Source organism: Pseudoxanthomonas dokdonensis, from assembly GCF_001431405.1.
In the GTDB taxonomy this organism is placed as follows: domain Bacteria; phylum Pseudomonadota; class Gammaproteobacteria; order Xanthomonadales; family Xanthomonadaceae; genus Pseudoxanthomonas_A; species Pseudoxanthomonas_A dokdonensis.
Genome location: NZ_LDJL01000001.1, coordinates 1 through 24,885, shown reverse-complemented (window position 1 = coordinate 24,885; position 24,885 = coordinate 1). Strand labels below are relative to the sequence as shown.

Annotated in this window: 24 protein-coding genes; 9 read left to right on the top strand and 15 right to left on the bottom strand. The window is 65.1% G+C overall.

The features are described from left to right. Window positions 1-92: 92 nt before the first annotated feature. Both ABB29_RS00120 and ubiK read right to left on the bottom strand, forming a co-directional pair. A complete protein-coding gene (locus tag ABB29_RS00120; protein ID WP_057656583.1) occupies window positions 93-1,595 on the bottom strand; it encodes a YifB family Mg chelatase-like AAA ATPase in 1,503 nt (500 codons plus the stop codon). 12 nt (window positions 1,596-1,607) lie between these two features. Next, a complete protein-coding gene (ubiK, locus tag ABB29_RS00115; protein ID WP_057656582.1) occupies window positions 1,608-1,874 on the bottom strand; it encodes a ubiquinone biosynthesis accessory factor UbiK in 267 nt (88 codons plus the stop codon). 175 nt (window positions 1,875-2,049) lie between these two features. On the opposite strand from ubiK, the gene ABB29_RS00110 reads away from it, so the two are divergent. Further along, on the top strand, window positions 2,050-2,388 hold the full coding sequence (locus tag ABB29_RS00110) for a P-II family nitrogen regulator (RefSeq protein ID WP_057656581.1): 339 nt from the start codon (window positions 2,050-2,052) through the stop codon (window positions 2,386-2,388). 3 nt (window positions 2,389-2,391) lie between these two features. Here the strand turns inward: ABB29_RS00110 and ABB29_RS00105 are convergent, their stop codons facing one another. Both ABB29_RS00105 and speE read right to left on the bottom strand, forming a co-directional pair. After that, the gene (locus ABB29_RS00105; protein WP_057656580.1) at window positions 2,392-3,051 is read right to left on the bottom strand and encodes a kinase; all 660 of its coding nucleotides are present in this window, start codon (window positions 3,049-3,051) and stop codon (window positions 2,392-2,394) included. A 246-nt stretch (window positions 3,052-3,297) separates the two neighbouring features. Continuing rightward, window positions 3,298-4,161, bottom strand: coding sequence for a polyamine aminopropyltransferase (gene speE, locus ABB29_RS00100; RefSeq protein WP_057656579.1), 864 nt, complete (start codon window positions 4,159-4,161; stop codon window positions 3,298-3,300). Window positions 4,162-4,329: 168 nt separating this feature from the next. On the opposite strand from speE, the gene speA reads away from it, so the two are divergent. Next, window positions 4,330-6,219, top strand: a complete 1,890-nt coding sequence (gene speA, locus ABB29_RS00095) for an arginine decarboxylase (RefSeq protein ID WP_057656578.1) — start codon at window positions 4,330-4,332, stop codon at window positions 6,217-6,219. A gap of 152 nt (window positions 6,220-6,371) precedes the next feature. After that, complete coding sequence (locus tag ABB29_RS00090; protein ID WP_057656577.1) at window positions 6,372-7,505, top strand: acyltransferase family protein; 1,134 nt, start codon at window positions 6,372-6,374, stop codon at window positions 7,503-7,505. 28 nt (window positions 7,506-7,533) lie between these two features. Here the strand turns inward: ABB29_RS00090 and ABB29_RS00085 are convergent, their stop codons facing one another. From ABB29_RS00085 to radC, 5 genes are all read right to left on the bottom strand, one after another. Beyond that, entirely contained in the window at window positions 7,534-8,280 is a 747-nt protein-coding gene (locus ABB29_RS00085) for an SDR family NAD(P)-dependent oxidoreductase (RefSeq protein ID WP_057656576.1), read from the bottom strand. A gap of 34 nt (window positions 8,281-8,314) precedes the next feature. Next, window positions 8,315-8,743 carry a hypothetical protein gene (locus ABB29_RS00080; RefSeq protein ID WP_057656575.1) on the bottom strand — a complete coding sequence of 143 codons (429 nt, stop codon included), beginning with the start codon at window positions 8,741-8,743 and terminating at the stop codon, window positions 8,315-8,317. Between the two features lie 33 nt (window positions 8,744-8,776). Continuing rightward, on the bottom strand, window positions 8,777-9,562 hold the full coding sequence (locus ABB29_RS00075) for an SPOR domain-containing protein (RefSeq protein WP_057656574.1): 786 nt from the start codon (window positions 9,560-9,562) through the stop codon (window positions 8,777-8,779). Between the two features lie 15 nt (window positions 9,563-9,577). Beyond that, on the bottom strand, window positions 9,578-11,266 hold the full coding sequence (gene argS / locus ABB29_RS00070; protein ID WP_057656573.1) for an arginine--tRNA ligase: 1,689 nt from the start codon (window positions 11,264-11,266) through the stop codon (window positions 9,578-9,580). A 117-nt stretch (window positions 11,267-11,383) separates the two neighbouring features. Then, window positions 11,384-12,058: a RadC family protein gene (gene radC, locus ABB29_RS00065; RefSeq protein ID WP_057656572.1), complete on the bottom strand. Its 675-nt coding sequence runs from the start codon at window positions 12,056-12,058 to the stop codon at window positions 11,384-11,386. Window positions 12,059-12,349: 291 nt separating this feature from the next. Between radC and coaBC the strand changes: the two genes are divergently transcribed. The 3 genes from coaBC to ABB29_RS00050 are packed head-to-tail and all read left to right on the top strand — an operon-like array spanning window position 12,350 to window position 16,388. Next, window positions 12,350-13,585 (top strand): bifunctional phosphopantothenoylcysteine decarboxylase/phosphopantothenate--cysteine ligase CoaBC, encoded by a 1,236-nt coding sequence (gene coaBC, locus ABB29_RS00060; RefSeq protein ID WP_057656571.1) that lies wholly within the window; start codon window positions 12,350-12,352, stop codon window positions 13,583-13,585. Continuing rightward, window positions 13,582-14,049, top strand: coding sequence for a dUTP diphosphatase (dut, locus tag ABB29_RS00055; protein WP_057656570.1), 468 nt, complete (start codon window positions 13,582-13,584; stop codon window positions 14,047-14,049). The genes coaBC and dut overlap by 4 nt, the downstream gene beginning before the upstream one ends. A 56-nt stretch (window positions 14,050-14,105) precedes the next feature. Then, complete coding sequence (locus ABB29_RS00050; RefSeq protein WP_057656784.1) at window positions 14,106-16,388, top strand: phosphomannomutase/phosphoglucomutase; 2,283 nt, start codon at window positions 14,106-14,108, stop codon at window positions 16,386-16,388. Between the two features lie 105 nt (window positions 16,389-16,493). Here the strand turns inward: ABB29_RS00050 and ABB29_RS00045 are convergent, their stop codons facing one another. Both ABB29_RS00045 and pyrE read right to left on the bottom strand, forming a co-directional pair. Then, window positions 16,494-17,141 carry a hypothetical protein gene (locus ABB29_RS00045; protein WP_157062418.1) on the bottom strand — a complete coding sequence of 216 codons (648 nt, stop codon included), beginning with the start codon at window positions 17,139-17,141 and terminating at the stop codon, window positions 16,494-16,496. Window positions 17,142-17,185: 44 nt separating this feature from the next. After that, a complete protein-coding gene (gene pyrE, locus ABB29_RS00040; protein ID WP_057656568.1) occupies window positions 17,186-17,872 on the bottom strand; it encodes an orotate phosphoribosyltransferase in 687 nt (228 codons plus the stop codon). Between the two features lie 145 nt (window positions 17,873-18,017). Here pyrE and ABB29_RS00035 point away from each other — a divergent pair, with 145 nt between their 5' ends. Beyond that, entirely contained in the window at window positions 18,018-18,806 is a 789-nt protein-coding gene (locus ABB29_RS00035; RefSeq protein WP_057656567.1) for an exodeoxyribonuclease III, read from the top strand. Window positions 18,807-18,830: 24 nt separating this feature from the next. Here ABB29_RS00035 and ABB29_RS00030 read toward each other — a convergent pair whose 3' ends face one another. Next, window positions 18,831-20,153 (bottom strand): AmpG family muropeptide MFS transporter, encoded by a 1,323-nt coding sequence (locus tag ABB29_RS00030; protein WP_057656566.1) that lies wholly within the window; start codon window positions 20,151-20,153, stop codon window positions 18,831-18,833. A 92-nt stretch (window positions 20,154-20,245) separates the two neighbouring features. Here ABB29_RS00030 and ABB29_RS00025 point away from each other — a divergent pair, with 92 nt between their 5' ends. After that, entirely contained in the window at window positions 20,246-20,476 is a 231-nt protein-coding gene (locus ABB29_RS00025; protein ID WP_057656565.1) for a hypothetical protein, read from the top strand. A gap of 45 nt (window positions 20,477-20,521) precedes the next feature. On the opposite strand, the gene ABB29_RS00020 is transcribed toward ABB29_RS00025, so the two are convergent. Further along, on the bottom strand, window positions 20,522-21,655 hold the full coding sequence (locus tag ABB29_RS00020; protein WP_057656564.1) for an anhydro-N-acetylmuramic acid kinase: 1,134 nt from the start codon (window positions 21,653-21,655) through the stop codon (window positions 20,522-20,524). A 99-nt stretch (window positions 21,656-21,754) separates the two neighbouring features. Further along, complete coding sequence (locus ABB29_RS00015) at window positions 21,755-23,206, bottom strand: M23 family metallopeptidase (protein WP_057656563.1); 1,452 nt, start codon at window positions 23,204-23,206, stop codon at window positions 21,755-21,757. 185 nt (window positions 23,207-23,391) lie between these two features. Here ABB29_RS00015 and tyrS point away from each other — a divergent pair, with 185 nt between their 5' ends. Continuing rightward, complete coding sequence (gene tyrS / locus ABB29_RS00010; protein ID WP_057656562.1) at window positions 23,392-24,600, top strand: tyrosine--tRNA ligase; 1,209 nt, start codon at window positions 23,392-23,394, stop codon at window positions 24,598-24,600. A gap of 100 nt (window positions 24,601-24,700) precedes the next feature. Here the strand turns inward: tyrS and ABB29_RS16525 are convergent. Further along, on the bottom strand, window positions 24,701-24,885 hold a 185-nt coding region (locus tag ABB29_RS16525), incomplete at its 5' end, for a hypothetical protein (protein WP_057656561.1).

Here is a 24,885-nt window from a genome sequence, read left to right as displayed (position 1 = left end):
CAATCCGCTTCCGTAGAGCGCAGCTCGCTGCGCTGCTCCTCGCTATCCCGGTCAAATCGTGATGACGCCGGGCTATCAGACTCCATGTGGTCTTAAACCGACGCCCGATCCAGTTGCCGGTAGCCCAGCGCTTCGGTCAGATGCCGGGTCTGGATGCCAGCGGCCTGATCCAGATCCGCAATCGTCCGCGCCACCCGCAGGATCCGGTGCATGGAGCGCGCTGATAGCTGCAGGGTATCGATCGCGCGTTCCAGCAACGACTGGTCTGCCGCCGTCAGTAGGCAATGGCTCGCCAGCTCCGATTGGCTCATCTGCGCGTTGGCATGGCCCACGCGGTCATGCTGCAGCGCGCGTGCGCGGATGACGCGTTCGCGGATCGGCGCACTGGCTTCGCCGCCGGGGGCGTCGGTGCGCAGTTGCTCCGGCGGCAACCGCGGCACTTCCACATGCAGATCGATACGATCCAGCAGCGGGCCGGAAATCCGCCCGCGATAGCGACGGATGTTGTCCGGGGTGCAACGGCAGCGGCTGCTGGCATCGCCGGCCCAGCCGCATGGACAGGGGTTCATCGCCGCAATCAACTGGAAGCGCGCCGGGAAATCGGCACTGCGCGCGGCGCGGGAGACGGTAACTACGCCGGATTCGAGCGGCTCGCGCAGCACTTCCAGCGCCCGCCGGTCCCATTCCGGCAATTCGTCGAGGAACAGCACGCCGTGATGGGCCAGCGATATTTCACCCGGACGTGGCTGCGCGCCACCGCCGACCAGCGCCACCGCGCTGGCGGTGTGATGCGGTGAGCGATACGGGCGTTGACGCCAACGTGCCGGGTCCAGGCCGCGGCCGCTGACCGAGGCAATGGCCGCGGTTTCCAGTGCCTGTTCCAGGCTGGCCTGCGGCAAAAGACTGGGCAATCGCGAAGCGAGCAGCGTCTTGCCGCAGCCGGGTGGGCCGATCAGCAGCAGATGATGGTTGCCAGCGGCGGCCACTTCCAGCGCCCGCCGCGCGCGGTGCTGGCCGCGTACATCGCCCATGTCAGGCAATGGTTCGGGAAGGGCAGCAGGCGCCTGCGCCAGTGGCAGCGTCTTGTTGCCGGTCAGCGCCGCGCAGACTTCCAGCAGGGTGCGCGCGGTATAGGCTTCGACATGCCCGGCCAACGCCGCTTCGGCACCGCTGCCCGCCGGTACGATCAGTTTGCGACCGGCGCTGGCCGCGGCCAGTGCCGCCGGCAGCACACCATCGACCGCACGTAGCTCGCCGGTCAGGCCGAGCTCGCCGAGGAACTCATATTCGGCCAGCGCTTCGCGCGGAATCTGGCCATTGGCGGCGACGATGCCCAGCGCAATCGGCAAATCAAAGCGCCCGCCGTCCTTGGGCAGATCTGCCGGCGCCAGGTTGACGGTGATGCGGCGGGAGGGGAACTCGAACTGCGAACACAGAATCGCCGCACGCACGCGGTCGCGTGATTCGCGCACCGCCGCTTCCGGGAGACCGACGATGTGGGTCGAAGGCAAGCCACCGGACAGGTGCACTTCCACCCGTACCTGTGGCGCGCGCACGCCGGCGCGTGCACGGCTGTGCACCAGGGCCAGACTCATGGCCGGTGCTGCTTAAGTGCGGTCGGCGGTGCCGGCGTCCGCCTGGGACTCCAGCGCAAGCACGGTGCGTTCGAGGGCTTCGAGCTTTTCGCGGGTGCGCAGCAGCACCTCGCGCTGGACTTCGAACTCCTCGCGGGTCACCAGGTCCAGTTTCGACAGACCGCCCTGCAACGCGGTCTTGAAGGTCTGTTGCAGTTCTTCGCCTGACTCGCGCATGCCTGGCGGCACCAGGTTGCTGAGGCGACGGGCCAGCTCATCAATGGGATTCAAATCAATCATGTGGTTTCCTTGCAGCCGAGCACTGAGCATGCGCCTGCGGTGGCCGCGCCACCATCGGCGAAACAGACGGCCGGCTTCGGAAAAGTCCTAACGCAACGAAGTGCCATTGAACCTGAGCCCCGGCCTCACTGCAACCGAGTTATCCTGATGGCCTGGATTTCAGGAGATCTGATTCATGAAGATGATCATGGCCATCATCAAGCCATTCAAACTCGACGATGTCCGCGAAGCCTTGGCCGACGTCGGCGTGGCTGGCATCACCGCCACCGAAGTGAAAGGTTTCGGTCGCCAGAAAGGCCATACCGAGCTTTACCGGGGCGCCGAATACGTGGTCGATTTCCTGCCCAAGGTCAAACTGGAGGTCGCGGTCACCGACGACCGTGTCGATCACGTGGTCGAAGCCATCGTCAAGGCCGCCGGCACCGGCAAGATCGGTGACGGCAAGGTGTTCGTTTATGGGCTTGACCGGGTGGTGCGGATCCGCACCGGTGAGCTCGACGCCGACGCGCTGTAAGGCTCAGCGCTTGAAGCGACGATAGAAGCGCTTCCAGCCGGCGCGGGCGCCGCTGACCCAGGCTGGTTCGGACAAGGTGGCATGCCAGCGCATCGGCATCGCCTGGCCGGCTGCCCGTGACTGCATTTTCAGCGTGTTGGCCAGGTCACTGCGGCGCAACTGGCGCACTATCGGCAAGCGTCGCATCCAGCGCGGCACGCGGATCGCCGAGGTGTAATCGATCAGCACCAGCGAGCCGGCACCGACCATGACGTTGGCGCCGTGCAGATCGTTGTGCAGGATGCCCACCGCATGCAGGTGGGCAACCGCGGCACGCAGCTGGCGGAAGATTTCCTCGCCCACTTCCATGCCGGCGCTGCCCAGCGGTTGTCCCGGCACCAGTTCGATGCCCAGTACCAGCCCGCCCAGCGTGCCCAGCAGCGCAGGCGCGTGCCGCCAACCGGCGAGGCGGCGCAGCACGCTGGCTTCGCGACGGACCAGCCAGCGGGCAACCAGTGACAGTGGGGTCCAGCGATAGCGCGAGTAGTCCTTGACCACTGCCGGCTGGTCGTCCAGGCAGGTGACATAGACGTCGGGCTCTAGCAGCCGTTCACCGCGCTTGAGCAGTTGCACCCGCGGCAATGCGGGCAGGTCGCGTCTGATGACGCGGGCAAGAGTATTCATCGGTTCTACCTTGCGACGACCGGCGGCGAGTGAAGCAGGGGGGAAGCAGCCGATGTCGGAGAAATGTCGTTGACCATATTTTAACGCCGGGTCAGGGCGGAAGCGGGCAGCCGATAGCACTGTTCAGCTGAAAGCATCGTTCCAGTGGTGCGGGTATTGACCGTGCAAATCCCGCCAAGCGGCTGATCTCAGGCAAAAAAAAGCCCCGCATGGAGCGGGGCCTGATAGCCGGGAGCCGGGACGCTGTTATTCGCCCAGCGCCTTGGCCATGAACGGCGGCGCCACCAGCACGCCGGTGTGCAACGGCGCGGTGTAGTACAAGGTCTCGAAGCCCTTGTTGGCGGCGTCCTGCTCGCGGAACTGGAAGTCGCCGCCCTTGCGGGCCATGGTCACGCTCCACCAGCCGGTCGGATAGCACGGCTGCGGGAACGGCAGGGTCTTGAAGGTGGTGAAGCCGGCCTTGCCCATCTCGGCACGCATTTCCTTGATCAGCTCCAGCAGCGCCAGCGGTGACTCGGACTGCTGGACCAGCACGCCGTCATCCTTCAGGGCGCGGAAACAGCTTTCGTAGAACGCCTTGTTGAACAGGCCTTTGGCCGGCCCGACTGGATCGGTGGAGTCGACGATGACCACGTCGACGCTGCCGGCCGGGCAATTGGCCATGTAGGCCACGCCGTCATCGAACAGCAGTTCGGCGCGCGGGTCGTCATTGGCGTCGCACAGCTCGGGGAAGTACTTCTCCGACATCCGGGTGACCTGCTCGTCGATGTCGCACTGGGTGGCGCTTTCGACGCCGGGGTGCTTGAGCACTTCACGCAGGCTGCCGCAGTCGCCGCCGCCGATGATGACCACGCGCCTGGGCGCCGGGTGGGTGAACAGCGCCGGGTGGCTGATCATCTCGTGATAGAAGAAATTGTCGCGGCTGGTCAGCATCACCGCGCCATCGATCAGCATCAGCTTGCCCCAGTCGGTGGTCTGGTAGATCTCGATCTTCTGGAACGGCGACTGCACCTCATCCAGCTTGCCGCTGACGCGGTAGCCGATGGCTGAGCCTGTGGGCTGGAAATGCTCGATGTACCAGTCGGCGGAGGTGGTGTCTGGATTGCTCATGCGGTGGATCCTGGAAGGGGGACGGCCCCGAGGCGGGCCGGAAAGCGCGAATTGTAGCAACCGCGCGCGCAGCAGGCCGTGGACGGCATGGCCAGCGGGCGCCGGTAACGGGCCGACCACGCCACAGGCGTTAGAATGCACGCCGCTTTCCCCCTCGAGATGACTGCAATGACCGACTGGTCCGTCGACCACGCCCGCAAGACCTATTCCGTCCCGCATTGGTCGGAGGGCTATTTTGACGTCGATGCGGCCGGGCACGTGGTGGTGGCGCCCAAGGGTGAACACGGCCCCCGGATTTCGCTGCCAGCGGTGGTCGCCGCCGCCCGCGACAATGGCGCCAAGCTGCCGCTGCTGGTGCGCTTCCCGGACATCCTCGGCGATCGCCTCGGCAAGCTGCAGTCGGCCTTTGCCCAGGCCCAGGCCGACTGGGACTACGCCGGTGGCTATACCGCGGTGTACCCGATCAAGGTCAACCAGCACCGTGGCGTGGCCGGCACCCTGGCCTCGCACGAGGGTGAAGGCTTTGGCCTGGAAGCGGGCAGCAAGCCGGAACTGATGGCGGTGCTGGCGCTATCGCGACCGGGCGGGCTGATCGTCTGCAATGGCTACAAGGACCGCGAATACATCCGGCTGGCGCTGATTGGACGCAAACTGGGGCTGCAGACCTTCATCGTGGTCGAGAAACCCTCCGAACTGAAACTGGTGATGGAAGAAGCGCGGGCGCTGGCGGTCAAGCCCGGGCTGGGCGTGCGCATGCGCCTGGCCAGCCTCGGTGCCGGCAAGTGGCAGAACAGCGGCGGCGACAAGGCCAAGTTCGGACTGTCGCCGCGGCAGGTGCTGGACATGTGGAAAACCCTGCGCGACGCTGGCATGGAGGATGCGCTGGGGCTGCTGCATTTCCATATGGGTTCGCAGATTTCCAACGTCCGCGACATCGCCAACGGCATGCGCGAAGCCACCCGTTATTTCGTCGAGCTGTCCAAACTGGGCGCACGCATCAGCCACGTCGATGTCGGCGGTGGTCTTGGCATCGACTACGAGGGCACCCGTTCGCGCAGCTACTGCTCGATCAATTACGGCATCCAGCAGTACGCCTCCAACATCGTGCAGCCGCTGGCCGAAGCCTGCGAGCAGAACGGCCTGCCGCCGCCGCGCATCGTCACCGAGTGTGGCCGCGCGATGACCGCGCACCATGCGGTGTTGGTGGCCAACGTCTCGGAAGTGGAACAGGCCCCCGAAGGCCGGGTACCACCAGCGCATGATGACGAGCCGGCGGTGATCCGCCACCTGCGCGAAATCCATGCTGAACTGGACACCCGGCCGGCGGTCGAGTTGTTCCACGAAGCCCAGCATCACCACGGCGAAGGCTTGTCGCTGTACGCCCTGGGGCAGATGGACCTGGTCCACCGTGCGCGCATCGATGATCTGTTCTACGCCATCGCCCATGCGGTGCGCGAACGCCTGGACAGCACCGAGCGCAGCCATCGGGATCTGCTGGACGAGCTCAATGAACGGCTGGTCGACAAGTATTTCGTCAACTTCAGCGTGTTCGAATCGATTCCCGACGTTTGGGCGATCGACCAGGTGTTCCCGATCCTGCCGATCGAACACCTGGACCGGGCCCCGGATCGGCGCGGCATCATCGCCGACATGACCTGCGATTCCGACGGCATGGTCAAGACCTATGTCGAGAACGAAGGACTGGACAGCTCGTTGCCGCTGCATTCGCTGGAGTCGGGCGACAGCTACCATCTCGGTATCTTCCTGGTCGGCGCCTACCAGGAAATCCTCGGCGACATCCACAACCTGTTTGGTGACACCGATGCGGTGGAAGTCAGCGTCTCCGGCCAGGACTACGCGATCAGCCAGCAGCGTCGCGGCGACACCACCGACGTGATGCTGGATTACGTTGGCTACCGGCTGGATGAGTTGCGCGCTACCTATGCGCAACGGGTGCAGGCCGCGGGACTGGACGACGGCGAATCGAAACAGCTGGCCGATGCGCTGGAAGCCGGCCTCACCGGCTATACCTATCTGGCCGATGGACCGATGCCGTAACCGCTTGTATCTGCGCCGAGGCCTCTGTCGCATCAAAAACTTCAGCGGCCGTTGTCCCTGCCCGCAATGTGCGCTGCGGCGACGAATCGTCCGGTGACTTGTCGCGGAGGCTACGCTAGATTGGACGTCTGTCAGCCAAGGACGACGTCATCGTGAGAATGCCCGGACTGGATCTGTTGCGTGCCATCGCCATCGTCTGGGTGATGCTGTTCCACTCCTACATCATCGGCGGTCTGGCGCCGGGCTTCGAATGGCTGTCGCGCTATGGCTGGATGGGCGTCGATCTGTTCTTCGTGCTCAGCGGCTTCCTGATCGGCAGCCAGCTGCTGGCGCCATTGGCCGACGGCAAGCCGCTGGCGTTGAAGGCCTTCTACCTGAAGCGTGCATTCCGGATCCTGCCGGCGTTCGCCGTGGTGCTGGCGTTGTACCTGGCAGTGCCGTGGCTGCGCGAATCCGACGGCATGGAACCATGGTGGAAATTCGCCACCTTCAGCGTCAACCTGTGGATCGACTATCCGGCCAAGGCGGCGTTCTCGCATGCGTGGTCACTGTGCGTGGAAGAGCATTTCTACCTGCTGTTTCCGTGGGCGGCCTGGCTGCTGACACGCAAACCGTCGGTGCTGGCGTTCGCCAGCCTGTGCAGCGTCATCGTGGTCGGCGGCATCGCGCTGCGCAGTGGGATCTGGTTGCACAACACGGCCTTGGTCGACGCCGGCACCCCACCGCAGCGCAACTGGTTTGTCGAGGACATCTATTACCCCACCTGGTGCCGGCTCGACGGCATCCTGGCCGGTGTCATCATCGCCAGCATCCGCGTCTATCGGCCGCGCGCCTGGGCGTGGATGCAGGCACGCGGGAATCTGTTCCTGTGGCTCGGCCTGGCAGTGATGGCAATGGCGTTGTGGCTGTTCCGCCAGCGCACCGGACTACTCGGCAACGCGGTTGGCTGGCCGGTGCTGTCCGCCGGGCTGGCATTGCTGGTCGTCGCCGGTGCCAGTGCACGCAGCTGGATCGGGCGCTGGTCGTTGCCGGGGATGGGTTGGCTGGCGGCGGCTTCCTACAGCCTGTACCTGACCCATAAATCGGTCTACCACGTGGTCGATACGCTGTGGGGTGAAGCTTTGCAGGGCAGGCCGCTGGCAAGCTTCATCGCTTATGCCTCGGCCATTCTTGTCGCCGGCGCGGTGTTGCACTATGCCGTCGAGCGACCGGGCCTGGCGTTGCGCGGGCTCTACCTGCGTCGCCCGCGCGCCGCGATTGAAAGGTTGGCCGAAGAGCGCGTCTGACGCGTCTCCGCGCCAGTGGACGTCGCCGTCAGCCGCGATGGATCTGGAAACCGGCGAACGACTGCGTCACCGGCATGATTTCAAGGCGGTTGATGTTGAGGTGCGGCGGCAGCGTGGCGACGTAGTGGATCTGATCGGCGATATCCTCGGCGGTCATCGGGTTGGCGCCGCCGTATAGATTGTCCGAGGCCTGCTGGTTGCCATGGGTACGGACCAGGGTGAACTCGGTTTCGGCCATGCCTGGCTCGATGCTGGTCACGCGCACGCCGGTGCCGTGCAGATCGCTGCGCAGGCCCAGCGAGAACTGGGTGACGAAGGCCTTGGTGCCGCCGTAAGTGTTGCCGCCCGGATAAGGGTAGCTGCCGGCAATCGAACTGATGTTGATGATCACGCCCTTGCGTTCTATCAGGGTTGGCAGCAGGCGCCGGGTCAGGATGACCAGACTGGTGATGTTGGTATCGATCATGGTGCGCCAGTCATCCAGGCTGGCCTGTTGCGCCGGCGCGGTGCCCAAGGCCAACCCGGCGTTGTTGACCAGTACGTCGATGTTGGCGAAGTCCGCCGGCAATGCATCGATCGCCGCATTCATCGCCGCTTCGTCGCGGACGTCGAAGGCCTCAACGTGGAGCTGCGATCCAAGTTCATCGGCTAGTGCATGCAAGCGTTCGAGGCGGCGGCCGGTGGCGACCACGCGCCAGCCATCGGCAACAAAACGGCGCGCGGCGGCGGCACCAAAACCGGAGGTGGCGCCGGTGATCAGGACGGTACGGGTCATGCGTGCTCCAGGAAAACCGATAAGCGGAAAACAGTCAGGCCGGATCCGGCGCCGCCGCTGCCGGGGCGCGCTGCAGGCGGCTGCCCAGCCATGCGCCCAGCGCCGCGGCGACCAGCGAGCAGAGCAGACCCAGCTGATTGAACTTGAAAATGGCGGTGAGATTGTCGGCGGTGCTGGCATGCACCTGCGAGGCCGAGCTGGTCGCCATGACGGTGAGGATCGCCAGCCACAGCAGCAGCGTCATCAGCACCGCCACCGGGACGAAGCGCTTGCCGGCCCACCAGCCGCCGACGGCCATCGCGCAGGCGGCAAGCAGATAGTTGAGCGGGTCGAGCAATCCCAGCGGCGTCATTCGCGTGGTCAGCGCAACCTGCGGAATGAAGCCCATCAGCCATGACAGCAGCCACTGGCTGCCCATTGCCAGGGTGGCCGCCACGATCAATCGCTTGCTGGCTTCGGTCATGTCGGCTGCTCTCCGCGGCGGGGTGTGGTCAGGTTACTGGGCTTTGATGGCCATCGCCGGCAGGCCGCTGGCGGATAGTTTCTGCTTGGCTTCGGCCAGATCGGTCGCGCTGGAATACGGCCCCATCCGCACCCGGTATACGGTCTTGCCATTGATTTCGGCCGATTCGACCCGCGCGTTCAAGCCGGCCAGTGCAATCTTGGCTTTGGTCGCTTCGGCATCGCTGGAGGCACCAAAAGCGCCAGCCTGCAGGATGTAGCGACCGCTCGGCGCAGCACTGGCCACGGTGGCGGCCGGGGCGGCGGGAGTGGCCGGCTGGCTGGCCGTCGTCGCTGCCGGTTTGCTGGTCGGCTCCGGCTTGGCCAGGCTGGCGGCATCTTCGTCGATCGGCTTGGGCTGGCTGCTCGCGGCCGCGGTCGGGTCGGGCTTGTTCTCCAGTGCCGCGCGTGCTTTGCGTGCGTCTTCCTCGCGCGCGCTGGCGGCGACTTCGGCATCGGTCATCTGCACTTCCTTGCCGGGCAGCAAGGTGTAGAAATCGTATTGCTGCTCCTTACCCTTGTCTTCTTTGGCGCTCGCCGCCGGCTGCTCGTCGGCATCGGCATCGGGTGCTACCGGCTCATCGTCGGCACTGCTGGCGCTGGCCGGACGTGCCTGCGGATTGGGCTGTGGCCGATAAGGATTGAAGTCATTGCCGTCCTTGTTGAAGAAGATGAAAAACACCCCTGCCCCGATCAGAAGGCCGAGGATCAGCCATACCCAGCCCGGCGTCGCCTGCGAGGAATTCCTTTTTGCCTGACTTTTACCGCGTCGTGCCGCCATCTACTACTTCTCCGGTTACATCTTTTCAGGGGCGCTGACGCCCAGCAAATCCAGTCCGTTGGCCAACGCCTGGCGTGTCGCCAATGCCAATGCCAGGCGCGCATCGCGGGTATTGGCATCGTCAATCAGCACCGGCGTGGCGCCGTACCACGTGTGGAAAGCATAGGCCAACTCCCGCAGGTATTGCGCGATGGCGTGCGGTTCCAGCGATTCGCCGGCCATTTCGACGATTTCCGGGTAGCGCGACAGTTCCATCATCAGTGACAGCGACGCCTCGTCCGCCAGCAATGACAGATGCGCCAGGCCGTTGTCCTGATCATAGGCATAGCCCTTCTCACCAGCCTGACGCAGCAGACTGCAGACCCGCGCGTGCGCGTACTGCACGTAGAACACCGGATTGTCGTTGCTCTGCTGGCGCGCCAGGTCGATGTCGAAAGTCAGCTGCGAATCCGGCTTGCGGGCGATCAGGAACCAGCGGGTGGCATCGCGCCCGGCTTCTTCGACCAGATCCCGCAGGGTGAAATAGCTGCCGGCGCGCTTGGACAGTTTGACCTCTTCGCCACCGCGCATCACCGTGACCATCTGGTGCAGCACGTATTCCGGCCAGCCCTGCGGGATGCCCACGTCCAGTGCCTGCAAGCCGGCCAGTACCCGGGCCAGGGTGCCGTGGTGATCGGCGCCGAGTTCGGTGATGGCGCGCTGGTAACCGCGTTGCCATTTCGACAGGTGATAGGCCACGTCCGGCACGAAATAGGTGTAAGTACCGTCGGATTTGCGCATGACCCGGTCCTTGTCATCACCAAAGTCGGTCGAGCGCAGCCACAGCGCGCCGCCTTCTTCGTAGGTGTGGCCGGAGGCGACCAGGGTGCTGACGGTTTCCTCGACCTTGTTGTCCCGGTACAGCGAGCTTTCCAGGAAATAGGTATCGAAGGTCACGCCGAACGCGGCCAGATCCAGGTTCTGCTCGCAGCGCAGCGCGACCACCGCGAAGCGGCGGATCGCATCCAGATCAGTGGCATCGCCGGAGCCGGTGACGGTGAAGCCCTCGCACTGCACGGTTTCGCCGGCCAGATAGGCATTGGCGACATCCTGGATGTAATCACCGCGATAGCCGTTTTCCGGCCAGTCCGGGCTGTCCGGGGTCTTGCCCTGGGCGCGGGCCTGTACCGACAGCGCCAGGTTGTCGATCTGAACGCCGGCGTCGTTGTAATAGAACTCGCGCCGTGCGTCCCAGCCGTTGGCTTCCAGTACCCGCGCGATGCAATCGCCGATGGCACCGGCGCGACCATGGCCGACATGCAGCGGGCCGGTCGGATTGGCCGACACATATTCGACCCCGACCATCTTGCCGGCGCCGCTGTCGTTGCGGCCGTACGCAGTACCCAGGCGCAGCGCGCTGGCCACTTCACGCTGGTAGGCGGCCGGACTGAGATGGAAATTGATGAAGCCCGGTCCGGCGATTTCGACCTTCGCCACGTCCTCATTGGCCGGCAGCGCGGCGACCAGCGCGGTGGCGATGGCGCGCGGATTGCTGCGTGCGGCCTTGGCCAGCAGCATCGCCGCATTGGTGGCGAAATCACCGTGCTCGCGGGTTTTGGGGCGTTCCACCACGAAATCCGGGGTGGTCGCGTCAGCGGGCAGGGTGCCGGCTTGGCGCAGGGCATCGATGCCTTGGCTGATCAGGGCGCGCAGGGAAGCTTTCACTAAGGTCTCGGTCAGGCGTCAGAAACAATGACGGAAACGCGCATTTTAGCTGACTGCGGCGCGCAAGTCCTTGTTTTGAGGGCCCGCCGTGGTTGATCGCCTGCTTGGCGGCCAGACTCACATCCAGCCGCGGCTGGCCAGTGACACCGGCGGCCCGTCGCCGACGACGAAATGATCCAGCAGGCGCACGTCGACCAGTTCCAGCGCCTGCTTCAGGCGAACGGTGATGGCGCGGTCGGCGGCCGAGGGTTCGCTGCAGCCGGAAGGGTGATTGTGGCCGATGATCAGGGCGGCGGCGTTATGGGTCATCGCCCGCCGCACCACTTCGCGCGGGTGGACCTCGGCCGCATCCACCGTGCCCTGGAACAACTCCTCGAAGGCCAGCGCCCGATGCCGGTTGTCCAGGAACAGCGCGGCGAAAACCTCGTGCGGTCGGTGCCGCAGGCGCTGGCAGAAGTAACGCCCGGCACTGAGTGGATCACTCAGGGCGGCACCGCGCTCCAGATCCGCAGCCAGATGGCGATGGCCCAATTCCAGCGCGGCCAGCAGCTGGCAGGCACGTGCCGGACCCAGGCCGGGCAGGCGCATCAACTCCGCCGCCGACCGGTCCAGCAGCCGGCGCAGCGGTCCATGCGCAGCCAGCAGGTTGCGGGCGGTGGCGACCGCGTCCTGGCCGGCCAATCCCGAGCCCAGAAAGATGGCCAGCAACTCGGCATCGGACAGGCGCGCGGCGCCACGCTGCAGCAGCTTCTCACGGGGGCGTTCGGCGGCGGGCCATTCCTGGATGCGCATGACAACAGCTTGCCGCCAGCATGCCGCCGCTGGATATCGGAAACCGGCGTGTCAGAACGTAGGAGAGCAGGCCGGCAATCTCACCACGCCCCGCTCAGGCTGCATTGACCGCGACTGGTCCATGCCGTGGTAGCCGGCACCGACATGGTGGCCGCTGGCGTAGCTGTTCTGGCAGGTGCAGACGCAGGTGACAGATGCAGCGGTTCGCGATCAGTGGCCGGACTGCTTTACGCGGACAATACCGGCGCATCGGGTAAGCTAGGCACCTGTTTGGCGATAGGAAAACCCGACGTGACGGCAGCAGATCAGCCAGGCAGGCTGCACGGCCAGCGCATCCTGTTATGCGTGGGCGGCGGTATTGCGGTTTACAAGTCGCTGGATCTGGTCCGGCGCCTGCGTGATGCCGGTGCACGGGTGCAGGTGGCGATGACCGCCGGTGCCCAGCAATTCGTGACACCGTTGAGCTTCCAGGCGCTGTCCGGTCATCCGGTGCGGACCAGCTTGTGGGACAGCGCGGCCGAGGCGTCGATGGGCCACATCGAACTGGCGCGCTGGGCCGACCGCATCGTCATTGCCCCGGCCACCGCCGATCTGCTGGCGCGACTGGCCCAGGGCGCGGCCGATGATCTGGTGACCACCCTGTGCCTGGCCACCACCGCGCCGCTGACCGTATGCCCGGCGATGAACCATCACATGTGGCTGCATCCGGCGACCCAGGCCAACATCGCCATCTTGCGCGAACGCGGCGTGCAGGTGATCGGTCCGGAAGACGGTCCGCTGGCCGAAGGCGAGTCCGGCCCGGGCCGGCTCAGCGAGCCGCTGGATATCGTCATCCAGTTGCCCGCCGGTGCGGACGCGGACAGCGGCAATCCGGCGCCTGGCCCGTTGCAGGGAAAGAAGGTGCTGGTCAGTGCCGGACCGACCTATGAGGATCTGGACCCGGTCCGCTTCCTGGGCAACCGCAGCAGCGGCAAGATGGGCTTTGCGATCGCCGCCGCTGCCGCCGGCATGGGCGCCGAAGTCACGCTGGTGGCCGGCCCGGTGCATCTGGCAACACCCGCCGGCGTCCAGCGCGTCGATGTGCGCTCGGCAGCGCAGATGCACCAGGCGGTATTCGCCGCGCTGCCGGCTGACATCTATATCGGCGCCGCCGCGGTTGCCGACTACACGCCACGGCAGCCGGCCGTCAACAAGATCAAGAAATCCAGTGAAAGCCTGGCCCTGGACCTGATGCGCACGCCGGACATCCTGGCCGAGGTCGCCGCCCAGACCCAGGCACTGCAACTGGTGGTCGGCTTTGCCGCCGAAACCGAAAACGTCGCCGGCTATGCACGCGGGAAACTGGAAGCCAAGCGGCTGGACATGATTGTCGCCAACCGCGTCGGCATTGCCGATGGCGGTTTCGAAAGCGACAGCAACGCCATGACCGCCTACTGGAAAGATGGCGAGCGCGCATTCGCCTCCGCACCCAAGACCGAGCTGGCCAGGCAATTGATGCAACTCATCGTGGAGCGACTACAGGCATGACCGCAGCAGGCACGAGCGTGCAAGTGAAACTGCTTGATCCCCGGTTCGGCGACCAGTGGCCATTGCCGAACTACGCGACCGAATCCAGCGCCGGCATGGATCTGCGCGCCGCGCTGGATGCGCCGTTGACGCTTGAGCCCGGCGACGCGGCACTGGTGCCCAGCGGCATTTCGATATACATGCACGACCCGCAGCTGTGCGCCATCGTGCTGCCGCGATCCGGCCTGGGCCATCGCCATGGCATCGTGCTGGGCAACGGCACCGGGCTGATCGATGCCGATTACCAGGGGCCGTTGCTGATCAGCGCCTGGAACCGTGGCCAGGAAGCGTTCGTGATCCAGCCCGGTGACCGTATCGCGCAGTTGGTGGTGTTGCCCATCGTGCGGGTAAGCTTGCAGGTGGTCGACACATTCACTGATTCCGCGCGCGGTGCGGGGGGATTCGGCCACACGGGCATACGCTGAAGGGGGCGGTGATGACCAACAAGGTTCAATCGGTTTTTCTGCAGATGCCGGGTGGCATGGGGCGCACGCTGCCGCTGTTGGCGGTGTTGTTTGCATTGCTGGCGCTTTGGCTGGGCTATACCGGCGCCATGCAGTGGCGCGACACGCAGCTGGCCAACGGCATCGAGAGTGCGCGCGACAACGCGACCCGGCTGGTGCAAACGGCATTCAGCGGCCAGACCATACAGATGAAGCAGCGGCTGGCCAGCGAAAGCGTCCAGTCGGCGATGGCCAGTGGCGATGCCGACGCGGTCAGCAAACGTGTCCAGCACGGTTGGGCCGGCGTCGATAACGTGCAGGTGTACCCGGCGACGCTTGACGCCGCCTACGCCGATCCCGGCGCATTCGGCTACAGCAAGCTGGCGCTGCTGGAAGCAGGCCTCAAGCAGAGCGAACCGGTCGCGCGTGTGGTCAAGGATGGCAAGCAGACCCGCTTCGGCGTGGCCGCATCCTCGGCGCTGGGCGTGGTCTATGCCAGCCTGCCGCTGGAACAGTTGACCGGCGGTTTCGATTCAGTGGTGGTGCCCAGCCGCGCCTACCTGGCCCTGCGCCAGGGCAACTTCAACGTGCGTGAACGTGGCAACACGGCCTTGTCCGACGGCGCCGAGGTACTGGCCCACGCGGTTGGCGACACCGGTCTGCGGGTGGCTGCCGCGCTGCCTGAAAGCACCGCTGCGGTCATGGGTCTGGGCGCCGTCGCCAGCCTGGTGGCGGCGGTGGTATTCGCCCTGCTGGCGATAGTGTCGCTGCTGATCGCGCGTGGCGGGCTGCGCTTGCCGGCACTGCGTCGCGGTACGGCCGACCCGGCCGATGAGGAATCACCGACCCTGAGTGAATCGCTGCAACGCGAACCGCTGCCCGTGGTGGCGACGGAAAAGAAATCCCCCGGCAACACCGAAGCCCCCTCGGAAAGGAAACAAGTGAACGTTGATCCAGGTATTTTCCGCGCCTATGACATCCGCGGCATTGTCGGCACCACGCTGGACGTGGACGTGGCTGAATTGATTGGCCAGGCCATCGGCACCGTCATGCAGCAGCAGGATCTGACCGACATCGTGGTTGGCCGCGATGGCCGCCTGTCCGGCCCGGACCTGGTCGGCGGGCTGATCCAGGGCCTGCGCAAGGCTGGCCGCAACGTCATCGACATCGGCATGGCGCCCACCCCGGTGGCCTATTTCGCTGCCTACCACCTGCGTACCGGCAGCAGCGTGGCCGTTACCGGCAGCCACAATCCACCTGATTACAACGGCTTCAAGATCGTGATCGGCGGCGAAACCCTGTCCGGCGATGCCATCACCGATCTGTACCGGCGCATCGAGCAGCGCGAGCTGCACCAGGCCCGCGAACCCGGCAGCCTGCAACACCGTGACATCGGCGCCGACTACGTGCAGCGCATCGCCGATGACGTACAACTGGAGCGACCGCTGAAAGTGGTCGTCGATGCCGGCAACGGCGTGGCCGGCGACCTGGCCCCGCAACTGCTGGAAGCGATCGGGGCCGAAGTGATCCCGCTGTACTGCGAGGTCGACGGCACCTTCCCCAATCATCATCCGGATCCAAGCGAGCCACACAACCTGGAGGACCTGATCCAGACCGTCAAGCGTTTCGACGCCGATCTCGGCCTGGCCTTCGACGGCGATGGCGATCGGCTGGGCGTGGTGACCCGCGACGGCGAAATCATCTTCCCGGACCGGCTGCTGATGCTGTTCGCCGCCGACGTGCTGGAGCGCAACCCCGGCGCACTGGTGATCTTCGACGTCAAGTGCACCGGCAAGCTGCAGGGCTGGATCCTGCGCCACGGTGGCACCCCGATGATGTGGAAAACCGGCCACTCGCTGATCAAGAGCAAGATGCGCGAGACCGGCGCCGAACTGGCCGGCGAGATGAGCGGCCACTTCTTCTTCCAGGAGCGCTGGTACGGATTTGACGACGGTCTGTATTCGGCCGCCCGGCTGCTGGAAATCCTGGCTGCCCGCAGTGAGACGCCGAGCCAGGTGCTCGAGGCGCTGCCGAACGGCATCTCCACCCCGGAAATCAAGGTGCCGGTCAACGAGGGCACCCCGCATGCGGTGGTCGAACGGTTTGTCGAAAGCGCGCAGTTCGAAGGCGCCCGCATCTCCACCATCGACGGCCTGCGGGCGGACTGGGATGACGGCTGGGGCCTGCTGCGCGCCAGCAACACCACACCAATCCTGGTGCTGCGTTTCGAGGCTGACAGCCAGCAGGCGCTGGAACGCATCCAGGACGACTTCCGTGCCCATCTGAAAACCGTAGCCCCGGATCTGGTCGCTACCTTCTAGGCCAGCCGAGCGGTCTTGCCGGAGCGCAGCGCGCTGCGACCCGGCTTGTCGGTGGCAGTAATTTTGGCCGCAAGGCCGCGTTTGGCTGCGCTGCCGGCTTCCGGATCAGGATGCCGGCGTGGCCGTCGCGTCAGCCTCGCCGTCGCCTTTCATCGCCCGGTAGCGCTGCAGCGTTTCGGCCACTTCGTCGTCCAGCTCCACGCGCTGGCGTTCGAAATTGGCCTGCAACTGCAACTGGCGCATCAACTCCAGGTGGCGGCGGCGGATGTTGTTGGCCATGTCCTCCGAGACCGGCTTGCCATCCAGTTCGCGATCGCCGGCGACCTGCAACAGACTGACCAGACCATCGCGCAGACTGCCGACGTTGTACTGGGCCGTGCGCACGTTGTTGTCAACAATCGTGGTCCGCTCGCTGAACACCCGCATCAGCTCTTCTTCCGAGCGGTACGAGGTGAGCATCGCCTGCTCGGTACGCCGCCGGGTTTCGACCTTGGCTTCATCCAGAAGCCGCTGGGCGGCTTCGGCGGCGGCCACCGCGCGTTCCTCGTCGGTGAGTGCACGGTCGATTTCAGCGGTCTTCAGGCCGCTTCTGGCGCTGATTTCCTCGCGCGCGCGATTGACCGCCTCGGCCGGCAACGCGTCGCTGCAGACGCGCTGGCCATTTTCATCCCAGCAATACAGCTTCTTGTTGCTTCCGGCATCCTTGTTCTGGGCCAGCGCCGCGACGGGAGCCAGCAGCAGCAAGGACAACATCAATAGTGGGTTATGACGCATTGTTGTGCAGCCCCCTGCTGCCATCAATCCGTGGTGGAGCTACCGTAGCGTGCGCGGTAGGCGAGCAACTGGTCGCGGTGGCTGACCAGCTCGGCGTTTTCGCCGGCGAACGCCAGCAGATCATGCAGGTTGGCCACCGCCACCACCGGCACCCCGGTTTCGCGGGCGACCGATTGCGCGGCCGACTGCCGGATGGCGTCGCCATGATCGCCATCCTGCGCCGGAGCGGCGAGCATTTCCTGGCGATCCAGCGCCACCACTATACCGCTGACGCTGCCGCCACCCTCGGCGATCAGGCCCAGCGCTTCGCGGATCGCGGTGCCGGCAGTGATGACATCGTCGACGATCAGCACGCGCCGTTCGTGCAGCGGTGCGCCAATCAACATGCCGCCTTCACCGTGCGCCTTGGCTTCCTTGCGATTGAACGCCAGCGGCACGTCGCGGCCACGGCGGGCCAGCTCGCAGCCCAGCGCGGTTGCCAACGGGATGCCCTTGTAGGCGGGGCCGAACAGCAGATCGAATTCGAGCCGGGCTTCCTCGATGGCATCGGCGTAACAGCTGGCCAGATCGGCCAGTTTGCCGCCGCTGTCAAAACGACCGGCATTGAAGAAATAGGGACTCAGGCGCCCGGACTTGAGGGTGAACTCGCCAAACCGCAGCGCTTGCGCCTGCAGGGCCAAGGTCAGGAAACGGGAGCGATGGTCGTGCACGGCGGTCCGTCGAAGGCTGGATATGGGCAAATCCTAGCGCAAACCGGCGCCTGCCGGGTGGCCACCGCCGTCCAGGCCGGTCGCCTATGCTGCGATTGGCGCGGGTTATCCTTGCAGGCCTGTCAATCGAGGACGCGATTTGCGCATGCGTATCATCAGCTTCAACGCCAACGGTCTGCGCTCGGCAGCCAAGAAAGGGTTCTTCGACTGGTTCGTCGAGCAGGACGCGGACATCCTGTGCGTACAGGAAACCAAGGCCCAGGAACATCAACTCAGCGGCAGCGAGTTCCTGCCGCCGGGCTATCACGTGCGGTTTCGCGATGCGACCACCAAGAAAGGCTACAGCGGCGTGGCGATCTACAGCAGGCGCGAGCCCGATGAAGTGCGCACCGCGCTGGGCCGTGAGGATTTCGACGAGGAAGGCCGCTACATCGAAGCCCGCTTCGGCAACCTCAGCGTGGTGTCGTTCTACATCCCGTCGGGCTCATCCGGCGAACTGCGGCAAGGATACAAGTTCGCGATCATGGACTGGCTGGCACCGATCCTGGAAGAGTGGCGCACCAGCGGCCGCGACTATGTGCTGTGTGGCGACTGGAACATCGTGCGCAGCGCCCTGGACATCAAGAACTGGAAGGGCAACCAGAAGAACTCGGGTTGCCTGCCGGAAGAGCGCGACTGGTTCAACGGCCTGTGCGTGGAGCCCCATCCGGCCGGTGGTTGTGGCTGGGTCGACGCCTACCGCGCGCTGCATCCTCAGGGCCAGGATTACACCTGGTGGAGCAACCGTGGCAACGCCCGCGCCAATGATGTCGGCTGGCGCATCGACTACCAATTGGTGACGCCATCGCTGCGGGACCGGTTACGGGCGACATCGGTATATCGCGACAGCTGGTTTTCCGACCACGCGCCGTTTACCGTCGATTACGCCGATTGAATCCGACCCCAGGGCGGCGGACGCTCAGCCGTCCGCTGCCCTGCGCACATCGGTTTCGACAATCGCCTGATCGATCAGCCCCGAGCGGATCATCCAGGCGAACAGCAGTACGCCTGGCAACGCCAGTACCGTGGTCAGCAGATAGAAGTTTTCGTAGCCCATGCTTTCAATCAGGCCACCAGCGGTCGTGCCGGTGACGAAGCGGCCGACGATGGACGCGGCCGCCGACAGCAGCGCGAACTGGGTGGCGGTGAAGGACAGGTTGCACAGCGCCGACAGATACGCCACCACCGCAACCCCGCCGATGCCGCTGGCGAAATTCTCGAAGCAGATGGTGAAAGCCAGCATCGCGTTGTTGTGGCCGATGTGGGCCAGCGCGGCGAAGGACAGGTTGGATACCGCCATCAGTACCAGACTGATCATCACCGCCCGTTTCATCCCCAACCGCGCGTAGAGGATGCCGCCGACGAAGATGCCGACCAGATAGGCGATGAAACCGAAGCCGACGTCATAGGTGGCGATTTCTTCGTTGCTGAAGTGCAGGTCGTTCAACAGCAAGCGCACGGTCAGGTTGGCCAGGGTGTCGCCAATCTTGTGCAGCAGCACGAACAGCAGAACCAGCCAGGCACCGTGGCGCTTGAAGAATTCCATCAGCGGGTCAAGCACCGCGGCGAGCGCGGCCGCCATGCCCTTGCGCTTGATCGGCTCGCGGTGGCGTTCGGGTTCCCCCAGCCACAGCCCGGCAATCACCGCCGGTACCGCGAACATCGCGCACAACGCGTAGGCCGTGCTCCAGCCGGACTTGGCCGCCACCAGCAAGGCCAACGCGCCGGCGCTGACCGAACCGATGCGCCAGCCGTACTGCGACATGCCCGAGCCGACCCCCAGTTGTCGCGGTTCGAGCAGCTCGATGCGGTAGGCGTCGATCACGATGTCGAAGGTGGACCCGGCGATACCGACCAGCACCGCGGCGGTGGCCACCCGCATCAGGCTGTCGTTGGGATCGGCCAGGCCCAGCCATGTCACTGAAGCGGCCACCGCGGCAGCCGACAGGAACAGCCAGGAGCGGCGCTGGCCCAGGCGTCCCAGCAACGGCAGGCGCAGGCTGTCGATCAACGGCGCCCACAGGAATTTGAAGTTGTAGACCAGGAAGGCCAGCGAAAACGCGGTGACGCTCTTCTTGTCGATGCCATCCTGGGCCAGCCGCGTGGTCAGCGTCGCGCCGATCATCGCGTACGGAAAGCCGGATGAAATCCCCAGCAGCAATGCCCCCAGCGGGGCAGGTTCCAGGTAAGGCCGCAGCCAGGCCAGCGGGTCGCGCGGCTTAATCGAGTGGGGTTGGGTCATGCAAGGTATGCTACCCGAACACCCGCCGCCAACGTGGCCGGTGTCGACGGGCCTGGCACGCCGTGCCAACATCGCCCGGTGCAGGGGGACAGATGAACGAAATCGTGTTGCGTGACATCGACGCAGTGCTCGAGCAGCGCATCCAGCGCATCGCCAAGGCGCGTGGCTGGAGCGCGCAGGAAACCCTGCTGCACCTGCTGGAGCAGGGCTTGTTCGTCTGCGAGAACGAAGTCCGCGGCGGCTTCCAGGACGAAGAGGTGGACGTATTGTCCGAGGCCATCCTCGTGCTCAAGCAACTACCGGCCGGCAAAAGTTTCGCCTGAAGCGGCTACGCATTGGCCGGGCACGGCGCACGGCGGATAGACCGCTCAGGCCGGGTGAATCACGCCCAGCACGCGCTCGCCACGCGCACCGCTGACGGAGGGCAGATTGCCCGGCCGTCCGGCCAGAGTTTCCCGCGCCAGCCAGGCAAATCCCATCGCTTCCACGTAGTCCGGGTCCAGGCCATGGCCGGCAGTGGATTCGACCGCGCTGTCCGGCAACGCCGCCGCCAACGCCGCCATCAGCGCCCGGTTGTGGACCCCGCCGCCGCATACCAGTACCCGGCGGGTATGTGGCTGCTGCTGGCGCAGGGCGTCGGCAATCGTGCGCACGGTCAACTGCAGCAAGGTGGCCTGTACATCCGCCGGGCCGAGGTCCAGCCCCTGCAGTGCCTCGCCCAGCCAGGCCAGGTGGAACTGTTCGCGACCGGTGCTCTTGGGCGGTGGCAGCGCGAACCAGGCATCGTCCAGCAGGCGCTGGAGCAGGGTCGCATCGGCCTGGCCCTGCGCGGCAAACGTGCCGGCAGCATCGAATGGCTTGCCGGTATGGCGTTCGCACCAGCCATCCATCAATGCATTGGCCGGACCGGTATCGAATCCGCGCACCGGCCCGTGTGCCGGCAGCAAGGTGAAGTTGCCGATTCCGCCCAGGTTGAGCACCGCCCGGTCCTCATCTGGCGAATGCAGCAACGCGGCATGGAAGGCCGGCATCAATGGCGCTCCATGGCCGCCGGCGGCGACATCGCGACGGCGGAAATCGGCGACGGTGGTGATGCCGGTGCGCTCGGCAATGAGGTTGCCATCGCCGATCTGCCAGGTGAAAGGCGGATCGGCCAGCGGCCGGTGGCGGATGGTCTGGCCGTGCGAGCCCAACGCCGCGACCGCGCTGCGCGAGACGTTGGCGTCGCTCAGCAGGCGCTGGGTGGCCTGCGCGAAGGCCAGCCCCACCTGCGCGTCCAGGCGACCGATCTGGTCGAGGGTCACCGCATCGCTGCCCTGGCCCAGCGTGATCAACTGCGCGCGGATGACGTCTTCCCACTCAAAGGTACGCCCCAGCACCAGTTCGCATTGCAGTGCAGTGCCGTTGGCGGCGAAACGAACCAGTGCCGCATCGATGCCGTCGGCGCTGGTGCCTGACATCAGGCCCACATAGAGGGCGGAATCGGTAGTCGACACGGACATGGCACATCCAGCAATGGGCAGGCCAGCGATGATACTGAAACCAGAACGCCCCCGCGGGGCGGGGGCGTTCCGGGTCAAGCGCTGATGAAACCTGCGGGATCAGCCTTTCTTGTTCTTGCTGGCCGGCTGCCCGGTGCTGGCGACCTGCGGCTGGGCCGGTGCGTCGTCCAGATCGGCGTAGATGATGTCCTCGACCGTCCTGATCCGGGCCAGTGCGCTGGAGGTGTAGTCCTTGAACGCGACCATGTCGCTGCCTGCCAGCGGCTGCGGTGGCGGCATGGTGACGTTGAGCGGGTTGCGGTGCACGCCGTTGACCCGGAATTCGTAATGCAGGTGCGGGCCGGTCGCCAGCCCGGTCGAGCCAACGTAGCCAATGACCGTGCCTTGGGCGATGCGCTGGCCCTTCTTCAGGTTGGCGGTACGCGACATGTGCCCGTACAGCGTGGTGGTGCCCTGGCCATGATCCAGCACCACGGTGCGGCCATAGCCACGCTGCCAGCCGATGAACTGCACCTTGGCATCACCGGCGGCCATGATCGGGGTACCGGTCGAGGCCGCGTAGTCGACACCTTTGTGCATGCGCATCCTGCCCAGTACCGGGTGTTTGCGGGCACCAAAGCGCGAGCTCAGGCGCGCGTACGGAATAGGCATGCGGATGAAGCTCTTCTTCAACGGCCGGCCAGCAGCGGTGTAGTACTCCGGCTTGTGGCCGGGCCGGGCGAAGCGGAAGCCGGAATGCAGCTTGCCATCGACGGTGAAGGTGGCAGCCTCGACCGGACCGGTGCTGACCAGCTCGCCTTCGCGCCAGGTCTGCTCGACCACCACGCTGAAGCGATCGTCGGCATCCAGATCCGAGTTGAAGTCGATGTCGTATTTGAAGATGTCATCGGTCAGCGAGCGGATGTTGGCGCTGGTCAGACCGGCCTTGCGTGCCGAACGGTTCAACGAACGACCGACTTTGCCACTCAGCACCACCGTGCGGGTGGTGCTTTCGCGCTCGACGACGTTTTCCTTGATGGCATCGCCATCCAGCGTCAGTTCGACCCGGTGCGAGGCGTCGGCGTCGAAGCGCAGGCCCTGCAGCTTGCCCGGTTCGGGTACCTTGAGTGCGATCTCGACGCCAGGGCGCAGGTTGCGCAACGAGGCCTTGGCACTGGGTTGCTTCATCACCTCCAGCATCACCGAGGCCGGGATGTCCATGTCGGAGAAGATCGAACTCAGGGTCTGTCCCGACTTGATCCGCACCACTTCCCAGCCATCGTCGCCCATCTCGGTCGCGGTGCCAGTGCTGGCCTGGTGCGGCAGGGGCAGATGCAGGGTGGTGGTGCTTTCAACGATGGACGGCGCCGGGATATGCGAGAAGCCCGGGACAATCGTCGCCACCAGGATGCCAATCGTGGTGAACAGACTGGCGTGGATCCAATGCCGTCGCGTCCATCGTCCTGTTGGTAGGTGTTGCTTGACCCGCTGGTGGAGTGAGGTGTCGTGTAATACGTCCAAACGCTCGCGGAAGCGCTGTTTGCGGCGGCTGCCGTCCCCAGTAGGCTGCATCTATAGTATTCCGGTCCCGGCCCAAGGTCGGGCCCAATCGCGTTACCATAAACACACGAATACTTCGCGTCAAACCATTGAGTACAAAAGAGTTTTCCTGAATAGGCCTTGCTTATCAGCGATTTAGCTTCGTATTCGAACTGTTAGCGTGAAGCCTGTCACAGCCCTGATTCTGGAAGACCGCCTTGTCCATCGAGCATGCCCTTGAACTGATCGGCCGCGGCGCCGATGAAATCCTCAAGCCCGAAGAGCTGGCCGCCCGCCTCAAGCTGGGCCGGCCGCTGCGGGTCAAGGCCGGTTTCGACCCGACCGCGCCCGACCTGCACATCGGCCACACGGTACTGCTCAACAAGATGCGCCACTTCCAGGACCTGGGGCACCAGGTGATCTTCCTGATTGGCGACTTCACCGGGATGATCGGCGACCCGACCGGCAAGAACGTCACCCGCAAGCCACTGACCCGCGAGGATGTCCTGGCCAATGCCCAGACCTACGCTGACCAGGTGTTCAAGGTCCTGGACCGCGAAAAGACCGAACTGCGCTTCAATTCCGAATGGTTCGGGCAGATGGGCGCGGCCGACATGATCAAGCTGGCCGCCCAGCACACCGTGGCACGGATGCTGGAGCGCGACGACTTCGCCAAGCGCTATGCGGCCCAGCAGCCGATTGCCATCCATGAGTTCCTGTACCCGCTGGTCCAGGGCTATGACTCGGTGGCGCTGAAGGCCGACGTCGAACTGGGGGGTACCGACCAGCGCTTCAACCTGCTGATGGGGCGTGGCTTGCAGGAGCATCACGGCCAGGCCCCACAGATTGTGCTGACCATGCCGTTGCTGGAGGGCCTGGACGGAGTCAACAAGATGTCCAAGTCGCTTGGCAACTATATAGGTATCAATGAACCGGCCATCGACATCGTCACCAAGACGTTGAAGATCGGCGATGAGCTGATGTGGCGCTGGATCGAGCTGCTCAGCTTCGACATCGGTGCCGGCGAAGCGGCCACGCTGAAGGCGGAGGTTGCCGCCGGCCAGATCAACCCGCGTGACATCAAGCTGCGGCTGGCACGTGAGCTGGCGGCGCGCTTCCATGATCAGGCCCAGGCCGAACAGGCCATCGCCGGCTGGCACGCGGTTGTCCGCGGACAGGGCGACACCAGCTTGCTGCCGCTGCAGGATGTGGTGGTTGCGGCCGAAGGCCTGCGGATTGGCGCGCTGCTGACCGCCGCCGGCATCACTCCCAGCAATTCCGAGGCATCGCGCAAGCTCAAGGAGCGGGCGGTGCGCATCGACGGAGTCGTGGTCGAGGACGCAGGACTGGTGCTGCAGCCAGGGTTCGAAGGCGTGTTGCAGGTCGGCAAGCGCAATTTCGCCAGGATCAGGTTGCTTGCCGGCTGAATTGAGGCCTTGAAACAAGCGGTTTGGCGATCCATGCGATTGCCCGGGGCGTCGCAGACAGCGGAAAAACAGCGGTGTTGCGGCAACCTGATCGGCCTGTTCAGCTGGAATCCACTGTGAAACAAGGCACTGGCACGAACTCGATGAAGAGTACGTAAAAAAAGTGCCTCACCCCCTTCCCAAAACTGAAATATCGGGCCATACTTTCCCTCCTCCCCGCCACGGGGTTTGCAGCCAGAAGGCGCAGACGAAGTGGCAAGGGAAGCAAGTCAAAAAACTTCTCAC

What these genes read in the sequence shown, in the direction of transcription:
- ABB29_RS00015 (WP_057656563.1), bottom strand. Translation starts at nt 23,206, where the DNA reads ATGCAGCCTACTGGGGACGGCAGCCGCCGCAAACAGCGCTTCCGCGAG.
- ABB29_RS00020 (WP_057656564.1), bottom strand. Translation starts at nt 21,655, where the DNA reads ATGTCCGTGTCGACTACCGATTCCGCCCTCTATGTGGGCCTGATGTCA.
- ABB29_RS00105 (WP_057656580.1), bottom strand. Translation starts at nt 3,051, where the DNA reads ATGAATACTCTTGCCCGCGTCATCAGACGCGACCTGCCCGCATTGCCG.
- ABB29_RS00110 (WP_057656581.1), top strand. Translation starts at nt 2,050, where the DNA reads ATGAAGATGATCATGGCCATCATCAAGCCATTCAAACTCGACGATGTC.
- ABB29_RS00035 (WP_057656567.1), top strand. Translation starts at nt 18,018, where the DNA reads ATGCGTATCATCAGCTTCAACGCCAACGGTCTGCGCTCGGCAGCCAAG.
- ABB29_RS00120 (WP_057656583.1), bottom strand. Translation starts at nt 1,595, where the DNA reads ATGAGTCTGGCCCTGGTGCACAGCCGTGCACGCGCCGGCGTGCGCGCG.
- ABB29_RS00085 (WP_057656576.1), bottom strand. Translation starts at nt 8,280, where the DNA reads ATGACCCGTACCGTCCTGATCACCGGCGCCACCTCCGGTTTTGGTGCC.
- dut (WP_057656570.1), top strand. Translation starts at nt 13,582, where the DNA reads ATGACCGCAGCAGGCACGAGCGTGCAAGTGAAACTGCTTGATCCCCGG.
- ABB29_RS00080 (WP_057656575.1), bottom strand. Translation starts at nt 8,743, where the DNA reads ATGACCGAAGCCAGCAAGCGATTGATCGTGGCGGCCACCCTGGCAATG.
- ubiK (WP_057656582.1), bottom strand. Translation starts at nt 1,874, where the DNA reads ATGATTGATTTGAATCCCATTGATGAGCTGGCCCGTCGCCTCAGCAAC.
- ABB29_RS00075 (WP_057656574.1), bottom strand. Translation starts at nt 9,562, where the DNA reads ATGGCGGCACGACGCGGTAAAAGTCAGGCAAAAAGGAATTCCTCGCAG.
- speA (WP_057656578.1), top strand. Translation starts at nt 4,330, where the DNA reads ATGACCGACTGGTCCGTCGACCACGCCCGCAAGACCTATTCCGTCCCG.
- speE (WP_057656579.1), bottom strand. Translation starts at nt 4,161, where the DNA reads ATGAGCAATCCAGACACCACCTCCGCCGACTGGTACATCGAGCATTTC.
- ABB29_RS00025 (WP_057656565.1), top strand. Translation starts at nt 20,246, where the DNA reads ATGAACGAAATCGTGTTGCGTGACATCGACGCAGTGCTCGAGCAGCGC.
- ABB29_RS00030 (WP_057656566.1), bottom strand. Translation starts at nt 20,153, where the DNA reads ATGACCCAACCCCACTCGATTAAGCCGCGCGACCCGCTGGCCTGGCTG.
- radC (WP_057656572.1), bottom strand. Translation starts at nt 12,058, where the DNA reads ATGCGCATCCAGGAATGGCCCGCCGCCGAACGCCCCCGTGAGAAGCTG.
- ABB29_RS00050 (WP_057656784.1), top strand. Translation starts at nt 14,106, where the DNA reads ATGGGGCGCACGCTGCCGCTGTTGGCGGTGTTGTTTGCATTGCTGGCG.
- ABB29_RS00045 (WP_157062418.1), bottom strand. Translation starts at nt 17,141, where the DNA reads ATGTTGTCCTTGCTGCTGCTGGCTCCCGTCGCGGCGCTGGCCCAGAAC.